Below are 22,726 nucleotides of genomic sequence, written 5' to 3'. Positions count from 1 at the left end.
ATTCGCCGCCGGGCGGGCCGGATTGAAATCGATGGCCGCCGTCATCGGCGTTGCCTGTCTCTCCCCCGTCCTGCTCGCGGGCACCGCAGCCGTCGCCGCGGCCGGCTCCGCCGGGCGGTCCACCAGCTGCACCACGGACAAGGGCCTCGACACGACTGCGGTCGCAAAGGCCGTCGAGGCCATCCTCGGCGGCAAGGGCGGCACCAGCCAGGACGTACACGTCGAAGGACTGGAGCTGCCCGCCGAGCAGATCCCACATGCCAAGACCATCGTCGCAACCGGCATCTCGCTCCATGTCCCCGAACGCGGACAGGTCGTGGCCCTGGCCACGGCGATCCAGGAGTCCCGCCTGCGCAACCTGAACGGTGGCGACCGGGATTCGCTCGGACTCTTCCAGCAGCGGCCCAGCCAGGGCTGGGGCACCCCCGAGCAGATCCGTGATCCGGTCTACGCCGCCACGAAGTTCTACAAGGGACTGCTGGAGGTGCGCGGATGGAAGCAGATGACCATCACCCAGGCCGCCCAGGCCGTGCAGCGCAGCGGCTTCCCCGACGCCTACGCACAGTGGGAACCGCTCGCCCGTGCCCTGCAGCAGGCCATCGTCAAGACCCTCCCCGGCGGCAACGGCAGCCCCGGAACCGGCGGCAGCCAGCCACCGGCAACCGGTGGGTGCGCCGGCGGCGACCTCGGCCCGATCCCCGAGGGAGCCGTCCCTGACGGGTACGAGATCCCCAAGGACGCCCCCGAGAAGGTCCGCACCGCGATCCGCTGGTCGATGGGCCAGCTCGGAACCATGTACCAGTGGGGCGGCACCTGTACGAACTCCCATGGCCCGGACCCCATGGGCAGGTGCGACTGCTCCAGCCTGACCCAGCAGTCCTACAAGGCCGCCGGTGTCACCCTCACGCGCACGACGTACACCCAGGTCAAGGAGGGCGACCCGATACCGGCATCCGCCATCCGGCCCGGCGACCTGCTGTTCACCCGACCCGGACCGAACGGGCCCGAGCACGTGGCCATGGCCATCGGCACCGCCAAGGGCACCCCTCTGGCAATCGAGGCACCCAGGACGGGCAAGCCGGTCCGGATCGTCACCCAGGCCAGCCTCGGCACCATCATCGCCGTCCAGCGGATGGTCCCCGCTTCCTAGCCGCCACCTGCGGCATTCCCTTCCCGGTTTCTCGGCCGGATCCCCCGCGGCCTCGCGCTGCCTTCGCGCGCCTTCGCCGCGCCCCTCCCCCTGCTCGCGCCACCAGCATCGGCCAACAGCCGGTGCCTGCAAGGAGTCCAGCACACCCATGTCGTCCATCGACCGACTCATCACCCTTGCCTACGACCCGGGCATCGCCCCCAACGAAGGCGGCCTTCCGGGCCTTTCGGTCCTCAAGAGCGTCGTCTCCTCGATCAACCTGTACGGGATCATCGCCGTTGTCGGCGCCCTCGCCGTCTCCCTTGCCGTGTGGGCCTGGGGCCACTTCACCGGAGGCCACAACTCCGAGGCGAACGGGAAGAAGGGCGCGGTCGTGTCCGCGGGCGCCGCCCTCGGGCTCGGCGCCGCCAACGGCATCGTTATGTTCTTCTCGGCCCTGGGGTCGCAGGTCAAGTAGTGGCGAAACGATCCCGCACACGGGCCCGTCCCCGGATGTACTTGCACACCGGCCACTGGTCGGCCAACCGTCGCATCACCGTCCTCGTCGTCTGCCTCACCCTGCTCGTGGCTGTCGCCGGCCTCGCCGCGTGGTGGACCGGCCGGAACGACACCGCGGACCGGCTCGCCACCCCGCCTCCGGGAGCCAGTTCCCCCGGCCCGTCCTCCCCTCACCCACCGACCGACGGCACCGGCGGCGTGGCCAAGCCCCCGCAGATCGCCGACCCGCTCGCGTACGGAAAGGCCGCGGCCCAGGTGCTATGGACCTACGACACCCGCACCACCACGCACGCCCAGCAGCTGGCAGGTCTGCACGCCTGGCTCACTCGCGAGACCCAGTACGCCGACTGGAGTGGCGTCCAGGCCCAGATCCCCGACCCCGTCCTGTGGTCTCGGATGCACGACAACGGCCAGCACGCCACCGCCACGATCGGCGAGGCGCACTTCCCGAGCTCCTTCAAACAAGCGCTCGCCGACGACCCCGCAGCGCTGACCCAGGCGTACATCTACGTGGTCACGGTCACCGGCAAGCAGCAGATCACCTGGAACGGCGGCGGGGCCGGAGCGGAGGACCGCACGGCCACCCTCGCTGTCCAGTGCCGGCCCCAGGCGGACTGCTCCCTGGTCGCCATCGCCCCGCGCGTCCTGCCCTGACCCCCACCCACGAGAGGAGGTAGACCCCTGTGGGCTTCTGCGACCTGCCCCTGGCCAACAAGATGTGCTCGGCCGCCGATCTCATCGACTTCGCGTCCGATCCCGGCAAGGCGATCACCGAGGGCATAGGCAACTGGATCGCCAAGAGCATCGGCGAACTCGCTGCCGCAGCCGCCGACCTGGCCGCCGACGCGATCGACACCACCACCAAGGTCGACCTCAACGCGACGTGGTTCCGCGAGAACTACGAGACTTTGCTGCCGATCGGCCTGATTGTCCTCGTCGCAACGATGTGCGCCCAGCTTGTCCGGGCAGCCTTCCGCCGCGATGGACAGGCCCTGCGGCAGGCGTTTACCGGCACCGCCTCGGGTGTGATCTTCGCGTTCGGTGCCATCGCCCTGACCACCGTCGCCATCGAGGTCGTCGATGCTCTGAGCGCCGGTCTCTTCGACGCCGCGAACACATCGATGAAGGAGGCCGTCCGGCGCAGCATCAAGGTCTCCCAGATCGGAGGTCTGGCTGGACTCGGCTGGATGGTGCCCGGAATCGTCGGCCTCGGAGCCGCCCTCGGTGCCTTCATGTTCTGGTGCGTCATGCTCGTACGCAAGGTCGGCATCCTCGTACTGGTCACCCTGGCTGTGTTCGCCGGTGCGGGCGGTGGCTGGGAGGTCGCTCGCCGCTGGCGACGCGGCTGGATCGAGGCCACCGCCACCCTGGTCGTCTCCAAGCTCCTGATGACCGTGATCTTCCTGCTGGGCATCTCCGCGCTCGGCCAGACCGACGCCAAGGACGGAACCGCCGCCCTCGCCGACGTCATGGCCGGCGTCGTCATCATGTGCCTCGTCCTGCTTTGCCCGTACGCCTGCTTCAAATTCGTCCATTGGGCCGCTGAGAGCACCGACGGCGAGTCGATCCACCGTGCCGGTGGCGCGGGAGCACAGGTCGCACGACAGCACGCGGAGAACGCAGCCCGCAAGGGAGCCGCGATGGCCGCGAACGCGGGCACCGGAGGAGCGGCAGCCGGAGCAGGCGCCGCCCCGCAGGGCCCCGATGCCGGAGGCGGATTCCCCGGCGACATCGCCTCGCACTCCACCGGCGGCGACAGCAAGGGCCAAGGCGGACAGGAGGGCGGAATCTCCCCCGCGATGGACGCCCTGAAGAAGGCGGCGCAGCCGCCGCCCACCAGCGTGCAGCAGGACACCAGCGGCCAGGTCGGCGGCGCCTCCGGCCAGCCCGGCGCCACCGCCCCCGATTCCTCCGCCTCAGGCGGCGGCCAGTGGGGCGAGCGCGGCAGCAGCGCCCCACCACCGCAAGGCAACGCGCCTACCACCGAGGGCACTTCGGCCAGCGGTCCGGCGTCAGCAGCGCCACCGCCCACCGGTCCCTGACCGCCGCCTGCTGAACCCATCCCCGTGGGACGCGCCGCGTCCGCTCCGGCGCGTCCCACGGTTCCACCCGCTGCCCGCCCGCTCGTCGAACGGCCCGCCCCTTGTCTGATCTGACCCTGACTCCCCCGCTGACGGTGAAGTTCCCGCTTCGCTCCCGTCGCGGCATCCTCCTCGGCCTGTCCCTCCCCCAGCTGATCCTGGTGTCCCTGACGCTGGCGCTGCTGCTGGTCACGGTTGTGACCACCGGCCTCGCCGGCGCCTTCGCCCTCGTCCCCCTGTGGGCCGCCATCGCGGCGCTGGCCTTCGTACGGCACAGCGGACGCCCGCTCATCGACTGGGCGCCGATCATCGCCCGCTACGCCCACCGCCGCCGTACGGGCCAGACCCTGTGGCTGGCCCGCGCCGTCTCCCGCCCCCGCATCGACGGACTGCTGCACCTTCCCGGCTCGACAGCGGCGCTGCGCGTGGTTACCCCCGAAGGGTCGCAGGCCTCGGCCATCCACGATCCGCACCAGCAGACCCTCACCGCTGTCGCCCGCGTCACCAGCAGGGCCTTCGCCCTGCTCGACCCGTCCACGCAAAACGCCAACGTGGCCAACTGGGGCCGGGCTCTGGCCAGCATCGCCCGCTCCGGGCACGTCGCCACCGTCCAGGTCCTGGAGCGCACCGTTCCCGATTCCGGCGACGGCCTCGCACGGCACTGGAGCACTCACGGCCGAGCCGACACCCCCGTGGCCGGGCAGGTGTACGCCGATCTCGTCGCCTCCGCGGGCCCGGCCGCCGCCCCGCACGAGGCGTACATCGCGATCTCCCTGGACCTCAAGGCCGCCAAGCGGCTGATCTCGCAGGCCGGCGGCGGGCTGCCCGGTGCCTTCACCGTGATGGCTCAGACCACGAGCTCCGTCGCCCAGGCCGCCCGGAACTCCGGGCTGATGGTCACCGGCTGGCTGACCGCCCGCGAAATCTCCGCGGTCATCCGGACCGCCTACGACCCCAAGGCTCTCTCGGCACTCCAGCAGTGGTCCGAGTCCGGCCGCGCCGAGGCCGACCCCGCCGCCGCAGGCCCCGTGGTCCAGATCGAGGAGAGCGACCGCCTCGCCACGGACACCGCCCGCCACGCCACCTATTGGGTCGAAAACTGGCCCAGGACCGAGACCTCGGCCGGATTCCTCCATGGCCTGCTGTTCAGCGCCGGCGTCCGCCGCAGCTTCTCCCTCGTCTACGCCCCGCAGGCCCTGTCCGCTGCCCTGCGCGATGTCCAGCGCCGCAAGGCCACGATCATCTCGGATGCCGCCGAGCGGCGGCGCAAGGGCATGGTCGACAGCGAAGAGGACAACGTCGAATACGCCGACGTGAAGGACCGGGAGCGACAGTTGATCGCCGGCCACGCAGACGTCGCCCTGACCGGACTGCTCACCGTGACCGCAGAGACCGACGCCCTCCTCGACGCCGCCTGCGCACAGATCGAAACCGCCGCGGTGACCGCCCAGGTCGACCTGCGCCGCCTCATCTGCCAGCAGCCCGACGCCTTCGCCCTGGCCGCGCTGCCCCTGGCCCGCACCGCCCTGTAGCCGACAAGGCTGTTGAACCTGCCCCCGGCAGGAAGGATCCCGTGACACCCCACGCCCACACCACCGACGCGCACCCTTACCTGCGCGCCGCCACCGCCGGCATCCGCCACCACACCCGAAGCCTCACGCCCCAGCCCGACCGGCCCCGCCCGAAGACGCCCGCGGACCGCGCCCACCTGGACGTCCTCCACGCCCACCTCACCGCGCTCCACCAGCTGCTCGACCAGCTCACCGACACCACCCGGAGCAGGTGGCCCGCTGCCGGGCGCCACCTCGCGACCGCCCACACCCGGCTCTGGCAGGCAAGCGCCGAAGTCCACGACGCCTTCCACACCCTCCCACCCGAATCCCCCAGCGCCGAAGCCGAGTGCCGGCCGGACCGGCTCCCCGACGGCCCGCCCGTACTGACCATCTGCCACCGTCACCTCGCAACCGGCCACGCCATCCGCCGCAAGACCACCCCCGCCGACCTGCGCGGCCACACCATCCACAGCGGACGATGACCTGCCCGCATCCGACCTAAGGCCGCCTCGATGAACCACCGGCCCGCCCGCCGAGCCCGCCGCGCCAGCGCCTCCCCCCTGTTCACCCCGCACGGAACCGACCGCGCCACCCGCAGAGCAGCCCGCCGACAGCTCGCCGAAGCCCAGGCCAAGGCCCGCGAAACGGCCACCGCCCACCCCGCCGGCCAGGAGCCCGCCGAAGCGCACATGCCGCTCCCGGTGTACCCGGCCTCCGGCCGCCCCGGCCCCGCCTCCGCGCGCGGCACCCGGCTGCGCCTTCCCGCTCACCGCATGACCACCGCCACCGCCAGCGGCGCGTATCCCTTCCTCGCCGAAGGCGGGCTCGGCGCCGAAGGCATCTACATCGGCCGCGACGTCCACGCCGAGGCGAGCTTCACCTTCGACCCCTTCACCCTGTACGGGCGCGTCGAAGGCTTCACCAACCCCAACGTCCTCTTGGCCGGCGTGATCGGCCAGGGGAAGAGTGCCCTCGCCAAGAGCTTCGCCCTGCGCTCCGTCGCCTTCGGGTACCGGGTGTACGTCCCGTGCGACCCCAAGGGCGAATGGACCCCCGTAGCCGCCGCCCTCGGCGGCACGTCGATCGCACTGGGCCCGGGGCTACCCGGCAAGCTGAACCCGCTCGACGCTGCACCCCGCCGGGAGGGCGTGGCCGAGGCCGACTGGGCGGTCGAAGTCCGTAAGCGGCGCCTGCTGCTGCTCGGATCCCTGGCACGCACCGTGCTCGGCCGGGACCTGAAGCCGATGGAACACACCGCGCTCGACGTCGCGCTCGACGCTGTCGTCCAGGCCGCCGCCGCGGTCGAGCGCACACCACTGCTGGGCGACATCGCCCACACCCTCAACCAGCCCGAGCTCCTCGACCAGGCCGGCGGCACCATGTCCGGCCACCTCGGCGACGCGGCCCGTGACCTGGCCCACGCACTGCGCCGACTCGTCAACGGAGACCTGTCCGGCATGTTCGATGCCCAGTCGACCATCCGCTTCGACCCCACCAGCCCGATGCTGACCATCGACCTCTCACGCCTGGGCGGATCCGGGGACGACACGGCGCTCGTACTGGCCATGACCTGTGCTTCAGCCTGGATGGAATCCGCACTGACCGACCCCCGAGGCGGGCGGCGCTGGGTGGTCTACGACGAGGCGTGGAGACTGATGCGCCACGCGGGCCTGCTGGAACGCATGCAGGCTCAGTGGAAGTTGTCCCGCGGGCTCGGCATCGCGAACTTGATGGTCATCCACCGACTCTCCGACCTGCTGACCGCAGGCGACGCCGGTTCACGTGGACGGGCCCTCGCCGAAGGCCTCCTCGCAGACTGCTCCACCCGCATCATCTACCGCCAGGAAAACGACCAGCTCCACGCCGCCGCCGGCCTCCTCGGACTCACCTCCGTGGAAACACAGGCCATCTCCCACCTCAACCGAGGCCGCGGGCTCTGGCGCGTCGCCGGACGGTCGTTCATCGTCCAACACCTACTCCACCCCGCTGAGCAGCAGCTCTTTGATACGGACTCCCGAATGCACTGACTTGCCGACCCATGGGTTCGCGATTCCTGAACCCCGATAGTCCTTGGCCTGTTCCCGGCCGGACACGACGAGTTCTCCCTGCCCACGCCCCATGCCTTGGCGCCATCCGTGCCACCTACCGGAGCCGCTTGATTTGAACACGCCGCCCACCCCCGGCCTGGCACCCCTGCCCGACCACCGAAACACCCGAGATCCCCAGTGGCTCCGTGCCTGGGCCAGGTTCGAGCACGTCACCACCCCGCTGCGACAGCGCGGACTGAGCTGCGACGTCGACTACGGACTGGATGACTGGATCGTCTACGCCTGGCCTCCCGACCACGACGCCGTGTTCATCATCGGATCTGACGACGGATGGATGGTCACGTACGAAACCCCCGCCGAGGACCGATCGTCGATGACGGTCCTCTACGACTCCAGAGAGCGACCCGACCTCGACGGCAGCACGCACGTGGCCGACTTGATCACAGCGGTCGACGCGCACTTGGCGCACCTCCGCCAACGCGCTTTCCCCGCCCGGCCGGCCTCGAAGCCGATGGTCACCACGACCACTCAGCTGAGGCCCAGCCTCGTCAGAGCGACGCCGGATCTCGTGCCGCGTGCCCCGTCATCGCAGGCCAAGCACCGGTGAACAGGCACCACCACCGTGCCCAATGGCCGCCGGTGCCGTGCGAGATGACCGCGAGCGAAGGACTCCTCCATATGCAACGCCCGCCTGACCTGACCGACGAAGCATGGGCCGACTACCGGCGGTGCCAGGCCGAGGACGACACACTCCTCGAGCAAGTCGTCGACCGTGAAGCCCAGCGGGAGAACGGTCTGATCAGCACGTACGCCGAGTACCGCTTCACCTGGGACATCGACCCGGTACCGGACGAGCAGGCCTGGCCAGCCCGACTCAAGGTCCAGGCGGAGGACTTCCGCCGCGCGATGAACGAGCTCACCCTGCTGGACGAGTCCGGTCACGTCCCTGAGCACCCGCTCGACCACGCTCTGCTCGACCAGGCCCGCCACGCCCAAAGGCTTGCCACCACCTCGCAGCGCGCGGTCTCTGCCCTCATGGAAACTTCCAGGCTTTCCCCCGCCCTGGTGACCTCCGTGCTTGTTCCCCTCTCGGCTGCTGCCACGCACGCCGCATCCGCGGTACAGCACTTCGCCGCCGTCGCGGCCATCTCGAACGGCTCCTCTGGCGGACGCCTCGCCGAGCACCTCCAGTGGCGCATGGTCTTCCACCACGCCGACGGTCGCCGCGAACTCAGACTCGCGGCAGAGACCTCGTTGGAGGCGACGGCCGAGTTCACCGCGCTAGCGGACCTGCGGCGCCAGCTCCTGCCTCGGACCGCATCGGCATCCCGACCGCCCGCGCAGCCCATCGCTGCTACCCGGACAGCCCCGAGGCAGCGCTGACCGGGACCACTACAGAAAGGATCCCCCCTCCGTGTACCACCCTGTGAGCATTCACATCGGCCATTACACCGCCGGCCCGCTGAACCAGCCCCGCACCGACCCGGTGCAGCAGCTTCTGTGGGCCAGAGGGTTCACGTACTGCTCCCGCCTCCACGGGTACGCCGCCCCGCACACGCTCCCCACCGAACAGCAGGAACACCTCGTTCACGAAGCCGTACACGCCCTGCACTCCCGCGGACACGCCGTCGCGCACGTACACCACCCTCAGCCCAAGGCGGACGACTGAAGCTGGACCCGCCGGGCATCCGAATCGGGCCTGTCGACCGACACGCACTCGTTACCGGATTCGCTGAGCGACTCGCCACCGGGCTGGGGCCCGGCTGGACTACGGCGGGGCGTTGGACCCCCTCCGGTCGCGACCCGGCTGAACGCCGGATCTGGGACATGGCCGGCGGCAGCTTGCACCGTGCTCTGGAGTCCTTCCCTCACGGGCACCGGGCCGTCCTCACCCATCCGCATGGCCTTCAGCTCTACGTTCTCCCCCGAACACCAGACCTGGGCTCCTTCGTCGTCTCCCCCGTACTCCCCGCCGGTGTCTTCGAGTACGGCGCCGTCCAGCCTCCCCGTGCGATCGCCGTGGCAGAAGACCCCGTACGAGCAGCGGCCGGCGTCCGGCGTCGCCTCCTGCGCCCGTACCGCACTGCCGCAATGGCGGTGGCCCGCACCACCCGGTTCAGGGAGCACGACAAGATCGTGATCGGGCGAGCGGAAGACGGCCAGCCCTTGCTGAATACGGTCGCGCCGACGGCCGTGAGGGCCTTGCTCCACTCGGACGGCCGGTGGGTACTGGACCCTGCAACCGGTCTGTGCCAACTCAGGCATGCGGATCGGCATCCCGAGTCTGTCATCCAGCAGGCCGTCCTGCGCCTGAGCGTCCACGGCTTCGACATCGTCTACGTGACCGGGATCCCGCTCAACACATCCCCAGGCAGCCGCCCGCCCCCGCCACCCGTCCCTCCCCGGCGGCCTCGCGGCCGCGAAGCCCCTCGCGGCCCTCTTCTCTAGGCGTCCGCTCGTCCAGGGGCCATGTCCTCAGCCCCTCCTCCGCCCGTCGCCTCGTCCTTCATCCATCCGCATCAGGAGATTGCTCTGGCCACCCGATCCTGCATCGCCCGACCGACACCCACAGGCTTCGAGGGCATATACGTCCACTGGGACGGCTACCCCACCCACCACCTGCCGCTACTGCTCGCAGCCCACCAGTTCCGTTTCAAGGGCGACACCGAAGCAATGGCCCGCTTCCTCGTCGACTCCCCCGCCGTCAGCTGGGACTACCTCGGCGCAGACCTCCTCACCGATGCGCCGGACCCCGTGCAGCAGCACCTGGGCAACGGGTACGACGCGTGCCGCCCGACGACCGGCCTTGTCACCCTGGACGGCAGCCCCGTTCAGCGGATGACGTTCGACGAGGTGTCCGCCCAAGAAAGCTGGCTGAGCTGGGCGTATGTCCTGCATCCGCAGGGAGTCGAGGTGATCAGCCTCCAGAACGGAACCCACGGTCTCATCGTTGGCTGGGACGTGGACCCGCTCACTCCGTTCACCGACGACGCCGACCGTTGGCTCCCACGCCCCGCTAGTCGCAGCCAGGCACCCACGACCACCGTGCGCAAGGCCGAACTCCGAGTGCAGGCACCCAAGTCGGCGTCCCGCCGGTGAGCGCCCAGCCGCTCCGGCATCCACCGAATCCGGCTACCGGCGACACACCGGGGCAGGAGCCACCCACAACGGCCGTGCGGGGCAGTAGCGAGTTGCGGCGCACCGCCCGGCTGGAAGCGGCCGACTACCTGGCCACGCTGAATCTGCCGGGGCCGGGCCAGAGCCTGTTGCCTTGGACCGAGGCGCTCATGAGCGCCGACACCCCGGCACAGTTCCACCTCGTCACCGACACAGTCATCGGCTCCGAGTCCGGTGCGCTGCTGGCCCTGCGTGACTTCCTGCGCGCTGCCGGCGAGTGGTGCGACGGCCACGGTCACGGTGCCCTCGGGGACCGATACCGCCGCACGAGCGAACTCCTCGACGTCGCCGACCGGCTGCTGTTCCAGCTGGGCGTCGACCAGCTCGCCGCCACGAACCCGGCCCCAAGCCCGGCCTGACCCTCGCGTCCCAACCCGGCTCCAACCGGCTGCCGAGGTCTCCACCCGTACCTTGCGCTGAAAGGACCGCCCCCTGCCTGCGGACCCACCCCACCTGTACATCGGCTGGCACGAAGAGCACGGCTTCGTCGCCGCATCCGGCCGGCCCCTGACCGACCACCTCAAGAACTGGGTCCTCGACCGCGTCCAGTTCGAACCCGTCCCGGGAACCACCCTGCACCGGCTCACCGAACCGGGGCAGGACGGCCGCCGACGCGCCCGGCAAGCCGTCGCAGCGATACGCGCCTTGGGCCTCCGCGTACAGGCCGACTTCACCCTCGACCCCGACCTCACCCCGGACTCGCCTCACCAGCAGCGCGCGACCACGCTTCAAGAACACCGCTCTCGGATCGCGCAGGCCGCCAACTCTCGCTCACCGCAGCGCGGCACGCCGCACACCACGTTGCCGTACTCGCCTGGCACAACCACACCAGCGGTCCCGCGTCCGGCGCAGACCACGTCAGCGACCGGACGTGGCAGGTGAGCGCGACGCGCGAGCCCGTCGCCGTCCCGCGCGGCGAGCCCCACACCCGCTGACCTCTGCGGCGCCGACAGGTCGCCCAGCCTGCGGCGCCGCGCCGCACCGCTCCTGTATGACACCGACGGAAAGCCCTCCCCCTGTTGCCCCTGACCGATCACCCGCCCGTCCCGCAGCCGCGCGCCACCTACGGTGCGGTACTGGGCAGTCGGCACGTTGCCCGCCTGCTCGGTGGCACCCTCATCGGGCGCTTGCCCAACGGCATGGTTCCCGTCGGAATCATCATGTGGATTACGGGCGTTGGCGGTTCACTGGCCTTCGCCGGGATGCTCAGCGCCCTGTACGGGCTGGCGTCCGGGCTGAGCCAGCCTGTCAAGGGCAGGCTGATGGACCGCTTCGGCCAGACCCGTGTCTCTGGACCGGCAGTGATCCTCAATTCCGCCAGCCTGCTGGCCCTTCCGGTGATCGGTGCAAGTGGACACCCCGCCGCCGTCACTGCGGTGGTGGGTGTGGCCGGGCTCTTCACCCCGCCGTTGGAAGCCGGAATGCGGGCGCTGTGGCCAGCCGTCCTCCCCGATCCGGGCCAGCGGCGCATCGCTCTCAGCCTCGACACCGGCACGCAGGGGCTGCTCTACATCGTCGGCCCCCTCCTGGTGACCACAATCTCCGCTGCCCGCGGCCCCGGGCTCGCTCTGATCACCACTGCCGTACTCGGCCTGCTGGGCACCGTGATCGTCCTGACCGCGTCGCCGTCCCGGCTCTGGCGCCCTGCGACCGCCCCCGACGGCGAGCCGGACGGACGCCTGCTGTCCCCCGGGCTGCTGATGCTGTACGTGGCCCTCGCCGGCACCGGCTGCGCCATCGGCGCCATGAACGTGTGGTCCGTCTCGATGTCAGCGAGCCACCGCATGGAGCTGCTGTCCGGCGCGATCCCCGCCTCGTTCTCCACCGGTAGCTTCCTCGGGGGCTTGCTCTACGGGCGGCGTGTGTGGCCCGGCTCGAGTGCGGCGCAGCTCCTCGTCGGCGCCGCGTGCTTCCTCACCGGCTGGCTGCCGCTGCTCACCCTGCCCGGCCCGCGCGCTGCCATCGCAGCCGTCGCGGTACCAGGGCTGTTCCTCACGGTGGTCATCAGCTGCGCCTTCCTGACCGTGGACTCGCTCGCCCCGCCGACACGCACCACGGAGGCGTACGCGTGGCTGATCCTCTCCGTCGGCATCGGCCAGGCCACGGGCACCGCGCTCGCCGGAGCGCTCTCAGCCCACCCGCTCGCCGGAGCCGCGCTTCCCGCCGTCGGCGCCGCGGTGTCCCTGGCCGTTCTCGCCGCTGCCCGCCGTCGTCTCACCCCCGCCGGTGCCTCCCACCGCCGGGGTCGGCACCGGCGCCCCCGGGCCCGCGCCGCCCACAACTGACCGAATTCTCAAAAGGAGAAGCACCTCTTCATGGCCGTACGCACCACCTGGACCGTCATCCATACCTGTGGACATTCGGTCGAGCACAACCTTTCCGACCGCCCCGCTGACCGGCGCGCGGGATTCGCCCGCTGGCTCTCCGGCCGCGACTGCACCGACTGCTGGAAGGCCAGCCGGACCGGCGACAACCTCAGCCGCGACGAGTGGCTCGCCGCCCGGCGGGCAGCGGAGCAGGCCGCCGCGAAGGAGTGGGCCGAGCAGTTCGACATGCCGCCGCTCGACGGGCCCGATCGTGCCCTGGACTGGGGCGAACGCAGCCGGCACCAGCTGGTCACCACCGCCTACACCGCTCTGGTCGTCGAAGGGACCTGGGACGACGCCGACTGGGCGGCCCTGGAGGGGAAGATCCGGGCCGTCACTCGGGCCGGCTGGTGGATTGACCAGCGTGATGCCGCCGGTGTGGATGTTCCGGAACTCCTGGATGCTGCTGGTGACGGCGACCGCGGTACCGAGAATCCGTTCCGGTGAGGAACTGCGAGCCAGCTATCACGGCATCCGTGAATTCGTAAATCACGGATTCTCCGGACCATTGAAGTCATCCCCACCGCCGTCTCTGCCGCGTTCACGTGGAAGGAATCCTCCGTGCCCGAAGCCGCTCCTCGCCCCGCTGTTCCGGCCGACACCCTCACCCCTGACCGGGACATCACCCACCGGCACTTCGCCCCGGGCGACCGCGTCGTGGTCCTCAAGGGGATCGCGGGCGACGAGCTCTGGGGGGACTCCATGACCGTCGTCACCCCGTCCTGGCACACCCCCACCGACGAGGACGGCTGGCGGCTACGTGACCCCAACGGCGGGCAGCACACGTTCGTCACGGCGCACCCCCGCTATCTCGTCCATCTCGACCGCCGCTGCGCCGACTGCCTCATCTACCTGCGCGCCCTGGAAAGGCTCATGGTGCGCATGGCCAGCACGGACAGCACCGCCGTCGACTGTGGTTGGTACACGCTGACCGCCCTCGACCAGCTCGTCCACGTCGCGGACGCATCAGGCCGGAAGTAGCCAGCACCATGCCCCTGACCGCACGCATCGTCCCTATGGGACGCGATCCGCACTCCGACAAAATCCTCGCCCGCGGAGGCGACGCCGAAGCCGAGTTCATCCTTCAGCGAAGCGGATTTTTCCCCGGCATCGCCCTGCTCAGCGCTGTCGGCTACGCCGCGCAGCACGATCCCGACTTCGCCCCCGACGTCCATGCCCCCCACCACTGCCGACCCTCGCCCGGCGCACCCGATGACCCCCTGCCGCTGAAACGGAGCACCCACTGATGGCCATCGACGTCAGCGAAGACAGCGCCCCCGCAGGGCGGGTCCTCGGCGAAGACCACGCCGCGGCACGAATCAGCCTCGAACGCAGACGCCGCAGGTGGAGCACGACCAGCCTGTCCGACCGCCTTAACCACAACGGCTACCGGATGAACCAATCGGCGGTGTGGCGGATCGAGAACGGCCACCGACGCATCAACCTCGACGACGCCCTCGGTTTCGCCCAGGTCTTCGAGATCACCCTCACCGGCCTCGTCAGCCCGCCCGAGCTGGCAGCCGAGGCCGCAGAGCTGATCGAGGACGTGGCCCGCGCCGAACGCGCCGTCCAGCAGGCCCAGCGCACACACCAGCAGGCAAGCGATCATCTGGCCGCCTATCGCGCCGAACACCCCGGCACCCACGAGTGGCCCGGCGCCCCGACCAACCGATAGGGCCCGCTGCCCCACCTCCACCGCCTGCCCTGTGTGAACCTCCGTCCCTCCACCCTCCCGAGACCCCCATGCCTTCCAACCCGCCCCGCACCGACCTCGCCGCCTTCGCCCACGCTCTTGCCGCCCGACTTCCCGGCGGCGCCTGGATCACCACCTACGCCCGCCATGGCGACTACCCCGGCCAGATCCGCACGACAGAAGCTCTATGGGATGTCGGAGCCGTCGGATACGCCGCGACGAACTTCGTCCTAGGCCACGAGGCGGTCCTCGCCCGCGCCGACGGAGCCCGCCTGCTGATCTTCGACCGGCCTCTACACTCGCGCCAGTTCATGGTGGGCGCCCTGCAGCCGGACGCCCACCACGACGCCTTCCACCTGGTGGCCGAACCCAACGGCATCACCGTCCCCGCCGACCCCGGACGGGCCACCGCGCAAGTCGTCCGCCGACTGCTGCCCCGCTACGAGGCGGCGCTGCGCCAGGTCCGGCACAACACGACCCACCCCGTGCCCCGTCGGCCCGCACCTCCGGTGATCGCCGGGAACGTCAGCATGGCTTGGTATCCGGACGGTGCTGTCGGCGCCGTCACTGGCATCCGCGATGCCACCGGGCTCCTCTTCAGCCACGGCTTCCAGTACGACCCCTACCACCGCATGTTTCTGCTGCCCGCGTCCTACGGCGACCGGGAGCAGCTCGCCCGTGTCCAGGCCGTCTCACAGGGGCTGGCCCGGATCGGCGTCGGCGTCACGGTGCGCCCCGCCCCGACAGCACCGATGCCGGCATCACTGCCCGCACGCCCACCGGTCCCGGCCGTGGCGTCCCCCAGCCGCTGACCCACCACCCCCAGGAGCACCCCCGTGGGCAATCTCGCAGATGACTCCGGGACCGATGTCGAGATCTACCGTCGGGCCTTCAACCCGGACACGATCCACGTCGTCAGTCGCACCGGAGCCCCCGAAGAACTGCTTGTCCTCCTCGACGGCGCCGGCCTCGAACGCAAGACCGAGGAGACCGCAGGCCCTGTCTACGTCTGGCACGAAACACCCGAAGGCCTGAGCGAAAAGGCCCAGCAGCAGCTCGTCACCCGCTCGATGCTCCCGCTGCTCGTCGCCGGCTTCGGCGTCAACTACGACCAGGACGTGTACGACGTGACCGCATGGGCGCAGGCGATGTCCGAACACCGCGCGCGCCAGGCCCAGGCTGCCGGACCTCCAGCCGTTCCTCCCGCCGGACCTGCCAGCCCCAAAGCCCCCCGATCTCGCTGACCTCCCTCCCCACCCGGCTGTCCCCGGCATTTCCAGCCGGGGGCAGCCCCCGCCACCAACCGGAGCACCACGATCCCGACGCCCCCGCCCAACCCGCCGCCGATCTCCCCCACCCGCCGACCGCGCGTTGCCGTCTTCCTGCTCCGCCGGTACCTGCGCGCCGTGACCACCTCATCCGCCGGGCGTCACAACCCGCTCGCCACTGGACCCTTCAGCGTGCTGGACGAGTCCCGCCGACGCGGCACCGGCCCCACCCGTACCGGAGGAACGTGACCCTCTACGACCCGCCGTCGCCCGTACGCCACATAGCCCAGGAGATCAGTCGGCTGACCGCCCACCTGGCCTCCGCCCCGCCGGCCGAGGCCGCCCAGGTGCTCGCACACGTCCTGGCGCCCGAGGGCATCCTCGACAAACTCACCGGCCTGATGGCCGCTGGCTCCCGGTTCGCCCAGGACCGCGCCACAGCTGGCGTACTTCCCGCGGAAGTATGGCTGGCGCTCGGCCGAGCCTCGAACGAACTCGATGCAGTGCACGCCGATCTCGCCGAGCACACCGAAGACCTGAGCCGCCTCGCCCGTCCGTCGGTCGTCACCGGCATCCCGCCGGTCGCCTCCGCGCTCATTGCCAGGAGGCACCGGTGAAGAAGCAGTGGACGGGCTGGGGGCCGACTGCGGACCAGCCCGAGCAGCACTACCTCGTCGAGCCCCGTCACCTCGCCGGCGGTGGCGACCTCCGGTACGTGGCCGAGTACCTGCGCGCGTCAGGTTGGAAGGACCGCTCTCGCACGGGCGGACCGATCGTCTTCGACAGCCCTGACCGAACCGTACGGATCGGCTTCGACCCGAACGGTATGCCCGGCGGCTGGACCGTCTCCGGCCATGCCGTCGGCCACCAGCCGGCCTGGCACGCCACCCTCACCACCGCGGTACCGGTAGAGGTCGTTGCCGGACTCACCGACACCCTGACCAAGCCGCGGTCCGCCCACGCCCCCAACCCGTGGGCTCCGCTGGAGGAACACGGTTGGGAGACCGAGCGCGGCCAGCACTTCACCGCTGTATCCCCGGACCGGAACGCCTGGCTGCAGTACCACCAGAACGAACCCGGCCAGGCGCATTGGTGGGCCGGTGCCCGCACCGAACACGGCCGGACCTGGGACGCCGTGTTCACTCCCACCACCCCGATGCATCTCATCCAGGGGTTCTCGGCCGCGCTGGCCGACCCCACCCCGGTCATGCGCCCGCGCGGGCACATCCCCGCGACGAAGTGGGTCCGCACCACCTCCGTCTCCGCACGGCCCTCCCAGCTCGGGAACTGGCAGCAGGCACGGATCACCGCCGCCCGCGCCACCACCTGGGCCCGCAACTCCTGGGCAGCAGCCCGCCCGAGCAAGCACGCCCCGGCCGCCAGCCCCTATACGTCCGCCAGCGGCACACAGCAGAAGCGGTAGCACCGGAGCCACGGCTCCTCCCCCCTTCCGTAAGGACTTTCATGCCCGGATCCGACTATGCCGACTTCACGCCCAACGATGTCCAGGAGGCCACCCGCACCCTGGTCCGCCTCACCCGGTACATACGCAGCAACCCGGACGCGAACGACTTGCTGCCCTATCTCGTACCGCTCGTTGACAAGTACGACGGCGCCGTGGTTCGCCTCTCCCAGACGCTGGCCGAAGTCAACGACTACTTCTACGGCAAGCCCGAACTCGCTGGTGGCGACGAGCTTGACTACTTCTGGGGCGTGTACAGCGATGCCTCCGAGTTCCTCCTGAAATACAACGTGCTCGACTGGCAACTGAACGCCGTCCACTCCGAACTCGAACGGCTGGCCGCCGCTCCCAGCCAGCAGGTGGGAAACACTCCGTGACGGTGACCGACCGTCACCTCGCAGCCTTCGCCGCCGACCACGACAAGCTCGGCTCGGCAGTCAGCCCCCGCTACCTGGCCGGGCCCGGCGACCCCCGGCACATCACCCACGCCCTGCGCGCCGCCGGGTGGACGAACACCTCCGACCCTCTCCACCCGGCGATCACGATGGCCAGCCCCGATCTTGGCCACCACCTCGACCTCAACCCAGCCAGGCGCCACTACGGCTGGAAGATCAGCACCGAGTTCGTCCCCGGCTACTGGTCCGCAACGTTCAGCGTCTCCACCCCAGTGGAAATTGTGGCCGGCCTGACCGACGCCCTGATCCGTCCAGTGCCGGACGAAGCCGCGCCCACGGTTGTGGAGATCCTGACCGCGCGCGGCTGGGCGCACACCACCGACGACACCGGCTCCCAGACCCTGGCTTCACCGGACGGCATCGTCCAGGCAGAGCTGCGCGTCTCCACCTTCCTCGGAGTCCGCGGATGGGAGTTCGAGGCCGCGCACCATCACGGCGAGTACGGCCCCGAGAGGCCGCTGTGGCGGGCCTACTTCGACGAGGACACCCCCGCACACCTCCTGGCCTCCGTCACCGACGCCGTCTCCACTCCGACAACCGTTCTGCGTGGCCGATTCAAGATCGACGAGAGTCCCCAGCTTGCGGTCGGCGTCGAGTTCGCGATCGGCACCGAGGTGCTCGCCGCGCACAAGGCGCGCTTGGCCCAGGCCCGTCGATGTCGTGCCCGCCCTGCGCCTCCCGCGATCCGTGCCGCCGCCCCAGCTCCTCCCGGCCGGACATCCGCTCGCCCTTCCCGCTGACGTCGCCGACGCCCTCGACCCCAGAAGGATCTGTCTCCTTGCCCATGCCCCCCGACGAAGCCCACCAGCACGCACTTCGGCGGCTCGGCGTGTTCCTGCGGGAAGCCGAGGACGCCCTCGTCTCCTGGGACGCCTACTCCGACCGGCACACCGACCCGGACGGCTGGCCACACGACGACACCGCCTACGGACTTCGGCAGCGCCGTCGCGATGCGGACACCTGGCGGGCGTTCACCACCGTGCGCTCCACCGCGGCGGCCATGCTCGACACCGCCGAAGCGCAGCTGAGCCGCCTGCCCGCCGGCAGCACGTCGCTGCGGCGGGGGTGGCACCTGAAGGTCCTGCGCACCGCGCTGAAGGAGATCAACGCCCTGCAGTCCGAGTGGCTCGGCGTCCGCGACAACCTCCCGACAAGTGCCCGGCCGGGCACCGAGGGGTACGACGAGCCGCTCGCCGAGCGCAACGCAGAGGCCTGGGCCTACCTCGACGCCTGGGCACTCCACGGCCAGTCCGTGATCGACATCGACAGCGCCACCCGAGCCAAGCCGTCCCGGCCCGTCACCTCCTCCATGGCGCCGGCCCTGCCCTCGACGGCGGGCTCCACCGCCTGGGCACGGCGGTGAGCGAGATACACGAGACACATGTCGAGCAGGCCTTCGTCGGGCCTCTCTTTCTCGCAGGCCCCGGCGACCCGGCGTGGGTCACCACGGCGCTCCACCGGGCCAGCAGATGGAGTTACGGCCACGACCCGCTCCTCGCGCGAGTCGTGCTGACCAGCCCCGACCAGCAGGCCCTGCTCCACCTCGAACCCGAGCCCGACCAGCCGTGGTGGGTCATCCGCCACACCCGGACTGCCAGCACACCTGCGTGGCAAGCGAGCTTCGGTGCCCGCACCCCTGCCGAGATCATCGCCGCGTTCACCGACGCCCTCACAGACCCGGCACGTCCCGCCGCCAGCGGCAGCCCATACGAACCGCTGCGCAACGCCGGCTGGCAGCCGGCCCGTGACCACAGCGGACTCACCTCACCTGACGGCATCGCGCACGTCGAACACTTCACCGAGACCGGATCCGACACCTGGTTCATCGACGTGGCCATCAGCGGCGACCCCGAAGGACTGATCTGGCGGGCACAGATAGGGACCGGAACCCCGGCACACCTGATCTCGGCGGTCACTCGTGCCCTCGCCAATCCCTCACCGCTCCGGCGCGACCCACAGCGCCTGCCCCGGCTGGGACAGGACCGCATGCACACCAGCGTCCGGCAGCTGCCCGCCGCGCACGTGGCCTTCGCCCTGGAGCGACGCATCGACGCCCTCGCCTCCCGCAGTCCCGGCCCGTGCCGCCCAACGCCCCCACCCGCACCTGCCGTACAGCCCCGGCCGCCTCGCTCCCGCTGACCTCGCCCTCCCCCCTGGAACCGCCCTCTTGTCCAACTCCTCCAAGTCCTCCAACAGCGACGGATACGACATAGCCTTCAAGGCGCTCCTCGGCGCCATGGCCGTCATCGTTCCCCTGTCCACGCTGGCCTGGCTCGGCGGGAACACGCTCGCCCGGGTCACCGGCACCGGCGCCTGGATCCCCTATCAGCCGGCCAATGCCCTCCTCCATCCCGGCCGCCTGTGGCCGGACAGCGGGGAGACAGCGCTCCTGATCGCCACCCGCATCCTGCCCTCGGCGATCCTCCTCGCGCTCGTCCTCACGGCCTTCGTCTGGTGGAGGCGCCACAACACGGGCGCGGGGAAGCGGAAGCGCGTCGCCGGAATGGCGAAACGTTCCGACATCGAGCCGCTGCTCGCCAAGGCGATTACCGCCAAGGCTCGTGCCCTGCGTCCGAGCCTGAAGGACGCGAAGGTCATCGCCGCGAAGGACACCGGCATCCTGCTCGGCAATCTCCAGGGCAGCCGGCATGAAGTCCGCATGGGCTACGAGGACGTCGCCGTGGCAATTATGGCGCCGCGCTCTGGCAAGACGACAGCCTTGGCGATCCCCGCGATCCTCGCCGCACCCGGCCCCGTCCTGCTCACCTCGAACAAGGCGGCCGGCGACGCGTTCACCGCGACGTACGACGCACGCGGCCAGGTCGGCCGGGTCTGGTCCATGGATCCGCAGCAAATCGCCCACACCGAGCGGGCCATGTGGTGGAACCCGCTCGCAGGCGCCAAATCCCTTGAAGGGGCAGGCAGGTTGGCCGGACACTTCCTCGCCGCCTCCGTGGACGCCTCCCAGCAGGGTGACTTCTGGTCCAAGGCCGGCAGCAACATCCTGTCGCAGCTCTTCCTCGCCGCTGCCCTCGATGAGCGGCCGATTACCGACGTGATGCAGTGGCTCGCCTTCCCCGCCGACCGCACCCCCCTCGACATCCTTCGCGACCATCGCTTTACCGCAGTCGCCTCCCAGCTCAAGGGCACCGTGGAGGGACCGCCCGAGACGCGGGACGGCATCTACGAGACCGCACGCCAGTACGCCGCCGCCCTCTTGAACAGCGAGATCGCCGCCTGGGTCACCCCCCAGAAGGGCATCGCCGAGTTCCGGCCGTCGGACTTCGTCACCGGCACCGACACCCTCTTCCTGCTCTCGAAGGATGGCGGTGGCAGCGCGAGCGCGCTGATCGCGGCGTGCGCGGACTCAGTCATGCGGGCGGCAACCGCCCAGGCAGAGCGGGCCGGTGGACGCTTGGACCCGCCGATGCTGGCGATCCTCGACGAGGCCGCCAACGTGTGCAAGATCAGTGACCTCCCCGACCTGTACTCCCACCTGGGAAGCCGCGGGATCATCCCGATCACCATCCTGCAGTCCTACAGGCAGGGCCAGAAAGTCTGGGGAGACGCGGGCATGGACGCCATGTGGAGCGCGAGCACGGTGAAGGTGATCGGCTCCGGCATCGACGACCCCGACTTCGCCGACAAGCTGTCCCGGCTCATCGGCGACCACGACGTCGAGACGAGGTCCACCTCCGTCTCCGACTCCGGCAAGTCGACCAGCATCAGCATGCGGCAGGAACGGATCCTGCCCGCCGACGCGATCCGCGCCCTCCCCAAGGGCACGGCCTTGTGCTTCGCCACCGGCATGCGCGCCGCCATGCTCGACCTGAGGCCCTGGTACACCGAGTCCGGAGCCGAAGAACTGTCCGCGGCCTCTGCAGCCGCATCCAGGGCGATCACCGCCCGCGCGGTAGCCAAGCACGCGCCGCGTCAGTCCGATTTCGGGCCCGCGGCCTAACCATTCAGCCTTGGCTGCATGGTCGCGCGCCACACCCTTGTCTCGGAGATCGATGACTTTCCCCGCCACCCACGCCCACCCCAGCGCAACCTCCCGGCCGTTGGCCGTGGCCCTCCCGGACGGCGCCAGAGTATCCGCGCACATCGACGGTCCGGACGACGGATCCGCAACCGTGGTCCTCGTCCACGGTCTCTCTGTCACCTCAGCGCTCTGGCGGCGCCATGTGCCGCTGCTGGCCCGGCAGAACCTGCGTGTCGTGCGCTACGACCAGCGTGGTCACGGCCACTCCACCCGCGGCACCGCCCCGCTGACCCTGAACCAGCTCGCCGATGATCTCGCACACCTCCTCGACGCCGCCGCACCACACGGGCCCATCGCGCTGGCCGGGCACTCCATGGGGGCCATGACGCTCATGCGGCTGACTGCACGCCACCCCCACCTCGCACCACGGATCACACGCCTCGTCCTGATCTCCCCGCCACACGCCGGGCTGAGCACCCGTACCGGAACCGGCGCCGGACACGCCCTTCTCACCCGCAGCCGCAACCTCCTCGCGCGTGCATGCGCCAGGACCCCCCGGCTGCTGGACGCGGTCCGGCGACTGCTTCCCGCCACCAGCCGCTGGGCACTTTGCCCGCCGGCACCCGTGGAAGTACCGGCCCAGCCCCTCCCCTGCCGGCATGGGCTTCGCACCCTGCCGACGGCCGATATCGCCGCCCTGTGGCACGACCTCACCGAACAGCACCACGACCTCGACCCCCTGAGGGCGCTGGGACAGCGCGTCCGGATCCTGGCCGGCGACCGGGACGCCCACATCCCCGCAGACCAGGCCCGCCGCCTCGCACAGCGCCTGCCCCAGGCGGAGCTCCAGGTTTTGCCGGAAGCAACCCATGCCCTCCCCCTGCGTCACCCGCTCCTCGTCACCGAGCACATCGCCGCCACCCTGCCGGACCTGCCCCGCATCCCCGAGGCGAAGGCTGCCCGAACCACCGGTCCCCGCACCCGCTGACATCC

At 70.6% G+C, this 22,726-nt stretch carries 27 protein-coding genes; all 27 read left to right on the top strand.

Annotated features, from left to right (window positions below):
* The first annotated feature begins 22 nt into the window (after positions 1-22).
* The 27 genes from AC07A6_RS00780 (at position 23) to AC07A6_RS00650 (ending at position 22,721) form a co-directional block, all read left to right on the top strand.
* Positions 23-1,150, top strand: coding sequence for a C40 family peptidase (locus AC07A6_RS00780; RefSeq protein ID WP_478775491.1), 1,128 nt, complete (start codon positions 23-25; stop codon positions 1,148-1,150).
* Positions 1,151-1,298: 148 nt separating this feature from the next.
* Positions 1,299-1,607, top strand: a complete 309-nt coding sequence (locus tag AC07A6_RS00775) for a DUF6112 family protein (protein ID WP_478775490.1) — start codon at positions 1,299-1,301, stop codon at positions 1,605-1,607.
* A 35-nt stretch (positions 1,608-1,642) separates the two neighbouring features.
* On the top strand, positions 1,643-2,302 hold the full coding sequence (locus AC07A6_RS00770) for a hypothetical protein (RefSeq protein WP_478775489.1): 660 nt from the start codon (positions 1,643-1,645) through the stop codon (positions 2,300-2,302).
* Between the two features lie 29 nt (positions 2,303-2,331).
* Complete coding sequence (locus tag AC07A6_RS00765) at positions 2,332-3,690, top strand: SCO6881 family protein (protein WP_478775488.1); 1,359 nt, start codon at positions 2,332-2,334, stop codon at positions 3,688-3,690.
* 101 nt (positions 3,691-3,791) lie between these two features.
* Positions 3,792-5,261, top strand: a complete 1,470-nt coding sequence (locus AC07A6_RS00760) for an SCO6880 family protein (protein WP_478775487.1) — start codon at positions 3,792-3,794, stop codon at positions 5,259-5,261.
* 41 nt (positions 5,262-5,302) lie between these two features.
* Positions 5,303-5,764 carry a DUF6238 family protein gene (locus AC07A6_RS00755; protein ID WP_478775486.1) on the top strand — a complete coding sequence of 154 codons (462 nt, stop codon included), beginning with the start codon at positions 5,303-5,305 and terminating at the stop codon, positions 5,762-5,764.
* 30 nt (positions 5,765-5,794) lie between these two features.
* Complete coding sequence (locus tag AC07A6_RS00750) at positions 5,795-7,309, top strand: ATP-binding protein (RefSeq protein WP_478775485.1); 1,515 nt, start codon at positions 5,795-5,797, stop codon at positions 7,307-7,309.
* Between the two features lie 133 nt (positions 7,310-7,442).
* On the top strand, positions 7,443-7,937 hold the full coding sequence (locus tag AC07A6_RS00745) for a hypothetical protein (protein ID WP_478775484.1): 495 nt from the start codon (positions 7,443-7,445) through the stop codon (positions 7,935-7,937).
* A 44-nt stretch (positions 7,938-7,981) separates the two neighbouring features.
* Entirely contained in the window at positions 7,982-8,713 is a 732-nt protein-coding gene (locus tag AC07A6_RS00740; protein WP_478775483.1) for a hypothetical protein, read from the top strand.
* Positions 8,714-8,744: 31 nt separating this feature from the next.
* A complete protein-coding gene (locus AC07A6_RS00735; protein WP_478775482.1) occupies positions 8,745-8,999 on the top strand; it encodes a hypothetical protein in 255 nt (84 codons plus the stop codon).
* A gap of 1,004 nt (positions 9,000-10,003) precedes the next feature.
* Positions 10,004-10,429 carry a hypothetical protein gene (locus tag AC07A6_RS00730; protein ID WP_478775481.1) on the top strand — a complete coding sequence of 142 codons (426 nt, stop codon included), beginning with the start codon at positions 10,004-10,006 and terminating at the stop codon, positions 10,427-10,429.
* Positions 10,430-10,503: 74 nt separating this feature from the next.
* Entirely contained in the window at positions 10,504-10,866 is a 363-nt protein-coding gene (locus AC07A6_RS00725; RefSeq protein ID WP_478775480.1) for a hypothetical protein, read from the top strand.
* A 660-nt stretch (positions 10,867-11,526) separates the two neighbouring features.
* A complete protein-coding gene (locus AC07A6_RS00720; protein ID WP_478775479.1) occupies positions 11,527-12,792 on the top strand; it encodes an MFS transporter in 1,266 nt (421 codons plus the stop codon).
* Between the two features lie 30 nt (positions 12,793-12,822).
* Positions 12,823-13,320 (top strand): hypothetical protein, encoded by a 498-nt coding sequence (locus AC07A6_RS00715; RefSeq protein ID WP_478775478.1) that lies wholly within the window; start codon positions 12,823-12,825, stop codon positions 13,318-13,320.
* Between the two features lie 114 nt (positions 13,321-13,434).
* Positions 13,435-13,854 (top strand): hypothetical protein, encoded by a 420-nt coding sequence (locus AC07A6_RS00710; RefSeq protein ID WP_478775477.1) that lies wholly within the window; start codon positions 13,435-13,437, stop codon positions 13,852-13,854.
* 8 nt (positions 13,855-13,862) lie between these two features.
* The gene (locus tag AC07A6_RS00705) at positions 13,863-14,120 is read left to right on the top strand and encodes a hypothetical protein (RefSeq protein WP_478775476.1); all 258 of its coding nucleotides are present in this window, start codon (positions 13,863-13,865) and stop codon (positions 14,118-14,120) included.
* Positions 14,120-14,548: a F0F1 ATP synthase subunit epsilon gene (locus AC07A6_RS00700; RefSeq protein WP_478775475.1), complete on the top strand. Its 429-nt coding sequence runs from the start codon at positions 14,120-14,122 to the stop codon at positions 14,546-14,548. The genes AC07A6_RS00705 and AC07A6_RS00700 overlap by 1 nt, the downstream gene beginning before the upstream one ends.
* 68 nt (positions 14,549-14,616) lie before the next feature.
* Positions 14,617-15,378, top strand: a complete 762-nt coding sequence (locus AC07A6_RS00695) for a hypothetical protein (protein ID WP_478775474.1) — start codon at positions 14,617-14,619, stop codon at positions 15,376-15,378.
* Between the two features lie 24 nt (positions 15,379-15,402).
* Complete coding sequence (locus AC07A6_RS00690) at positions 15,403-15,810, top strand: hypothetical protein (protein WP_478775473.1); 408 nt, start codon at positions 15,403-15,405, stop codon at positions 15,808-15,810.
* Between the two features lie 269 nt (positions 15,811-16,079).
* Positions 16,080-16,451 carry a hypothetical protein gene (locus tag AC07A6_RS00685; protein WP_478775472.1) on the top strand — a complete coding sequence of 124 codons (372 nt, stop codon included), beginning with the start codon at positions 16,080-16,082 and terminating at the stop codon, positions 16,449-16,451.
* Positions 16,448-17,257, top strand: a complete 810-nt coding sequence (locus AC07A6_RS00680) for an SPDY domain-containing protein (protein ID WP_478775471.1) — start codon at positions 16,448-16,450, stop codon at positions 17,255-17,257. Before AC07A6_RS00685 ends, AC07A6_RS00680 begins: the two co-directional genes overlap by 4 nt.
* Before the next feature lie 41 nt (positions 17,258-17,298).
* On the top strand, positions 17,299-17,673 hold the full coding sequence (locus AC07A6_RS00675; protein ID WP_478775470.1) for a hypothetical protein: 375 nt from the start codon (positions 17,299-17,301) through the stop codon (positions 17,671-17,673).
* A 2-nt stretch (positions 17,674-17,675) separates the two neighbouring features.
* Positions 17,676-18,491 (top strand): SPDY domain-containing protein, encoded by an 816-nt coding sequence (locus tag AC07A6_RS00670; RefSeq protein WP_478775469.1) that lies wholly within the window; start codon positions 17,676-17,678, stop codon positions 18,489-18,491.
* Between the two features lie 44 nt (positions 18,492-18,535).
* Positions 18,536-19,114 carry a hypothetical protein gene (locus AC07A6_RS00665; RefSeq protein WP_478775468.1) on the top strand — a complete coding sequence of 193 codons (579 nt, stop codon included), beginning with the start codon at positions 18,536-18,538 and terminating at the stop codon, positions 19,112-19,114.
* On the top strand, positions 19,111-19,890 hold the full coding sequence (locus AC07A6_RS00660; RefSeq protein WP_478775467.1) for an SPDY domain-containing protein: 780 nt from the start codon (positions 19,111-19,113) through the stop codon (positions 19,888-19,890). Before AC07A6_RS00665 ends, AC07A6_RS00660 begins: the two co-directional genes overlap by 4 nt.
* 28 nt (positions 19,891-19,918) lie before the next feature.
* Positions 19,919-21,712 carry a type IV secretory system conjugative DNA transfer family protein gene (locus tag AC07A6_RS00655; protein ID WP_478775466.1) on the top strand — a complete coding sequence of 598 codons (1,794 nt, stop codon included), beginning with the start codon at positions 19,919-19,921 and terminating at the stop codon, positions 21,710-21,712.
* A gap of 52 nt (positions 21,713-21,764) precedes the next feature.
* A complete protein-coding gene (locus AC07A6_RS00650) occupies positions 21,765-22,721 on the top strand; it encodes an alpha/beta fold hydrolase (protein ID WP_478775465.1) in 957 nt (318 codons plus the stop codon).
* Positions 22,722-22,726 lie beyond the last annotated feature (5 nt).

The sequence above is a fragment of the Streptomyces sp. NPDC044002 genome, assembly GCF_056434525.1.
The sequence above is the reverse complement of the archived record's forward strand: the minus strand, read 5'-3'. Positions and strand labels throughout refer to the sequence as shown.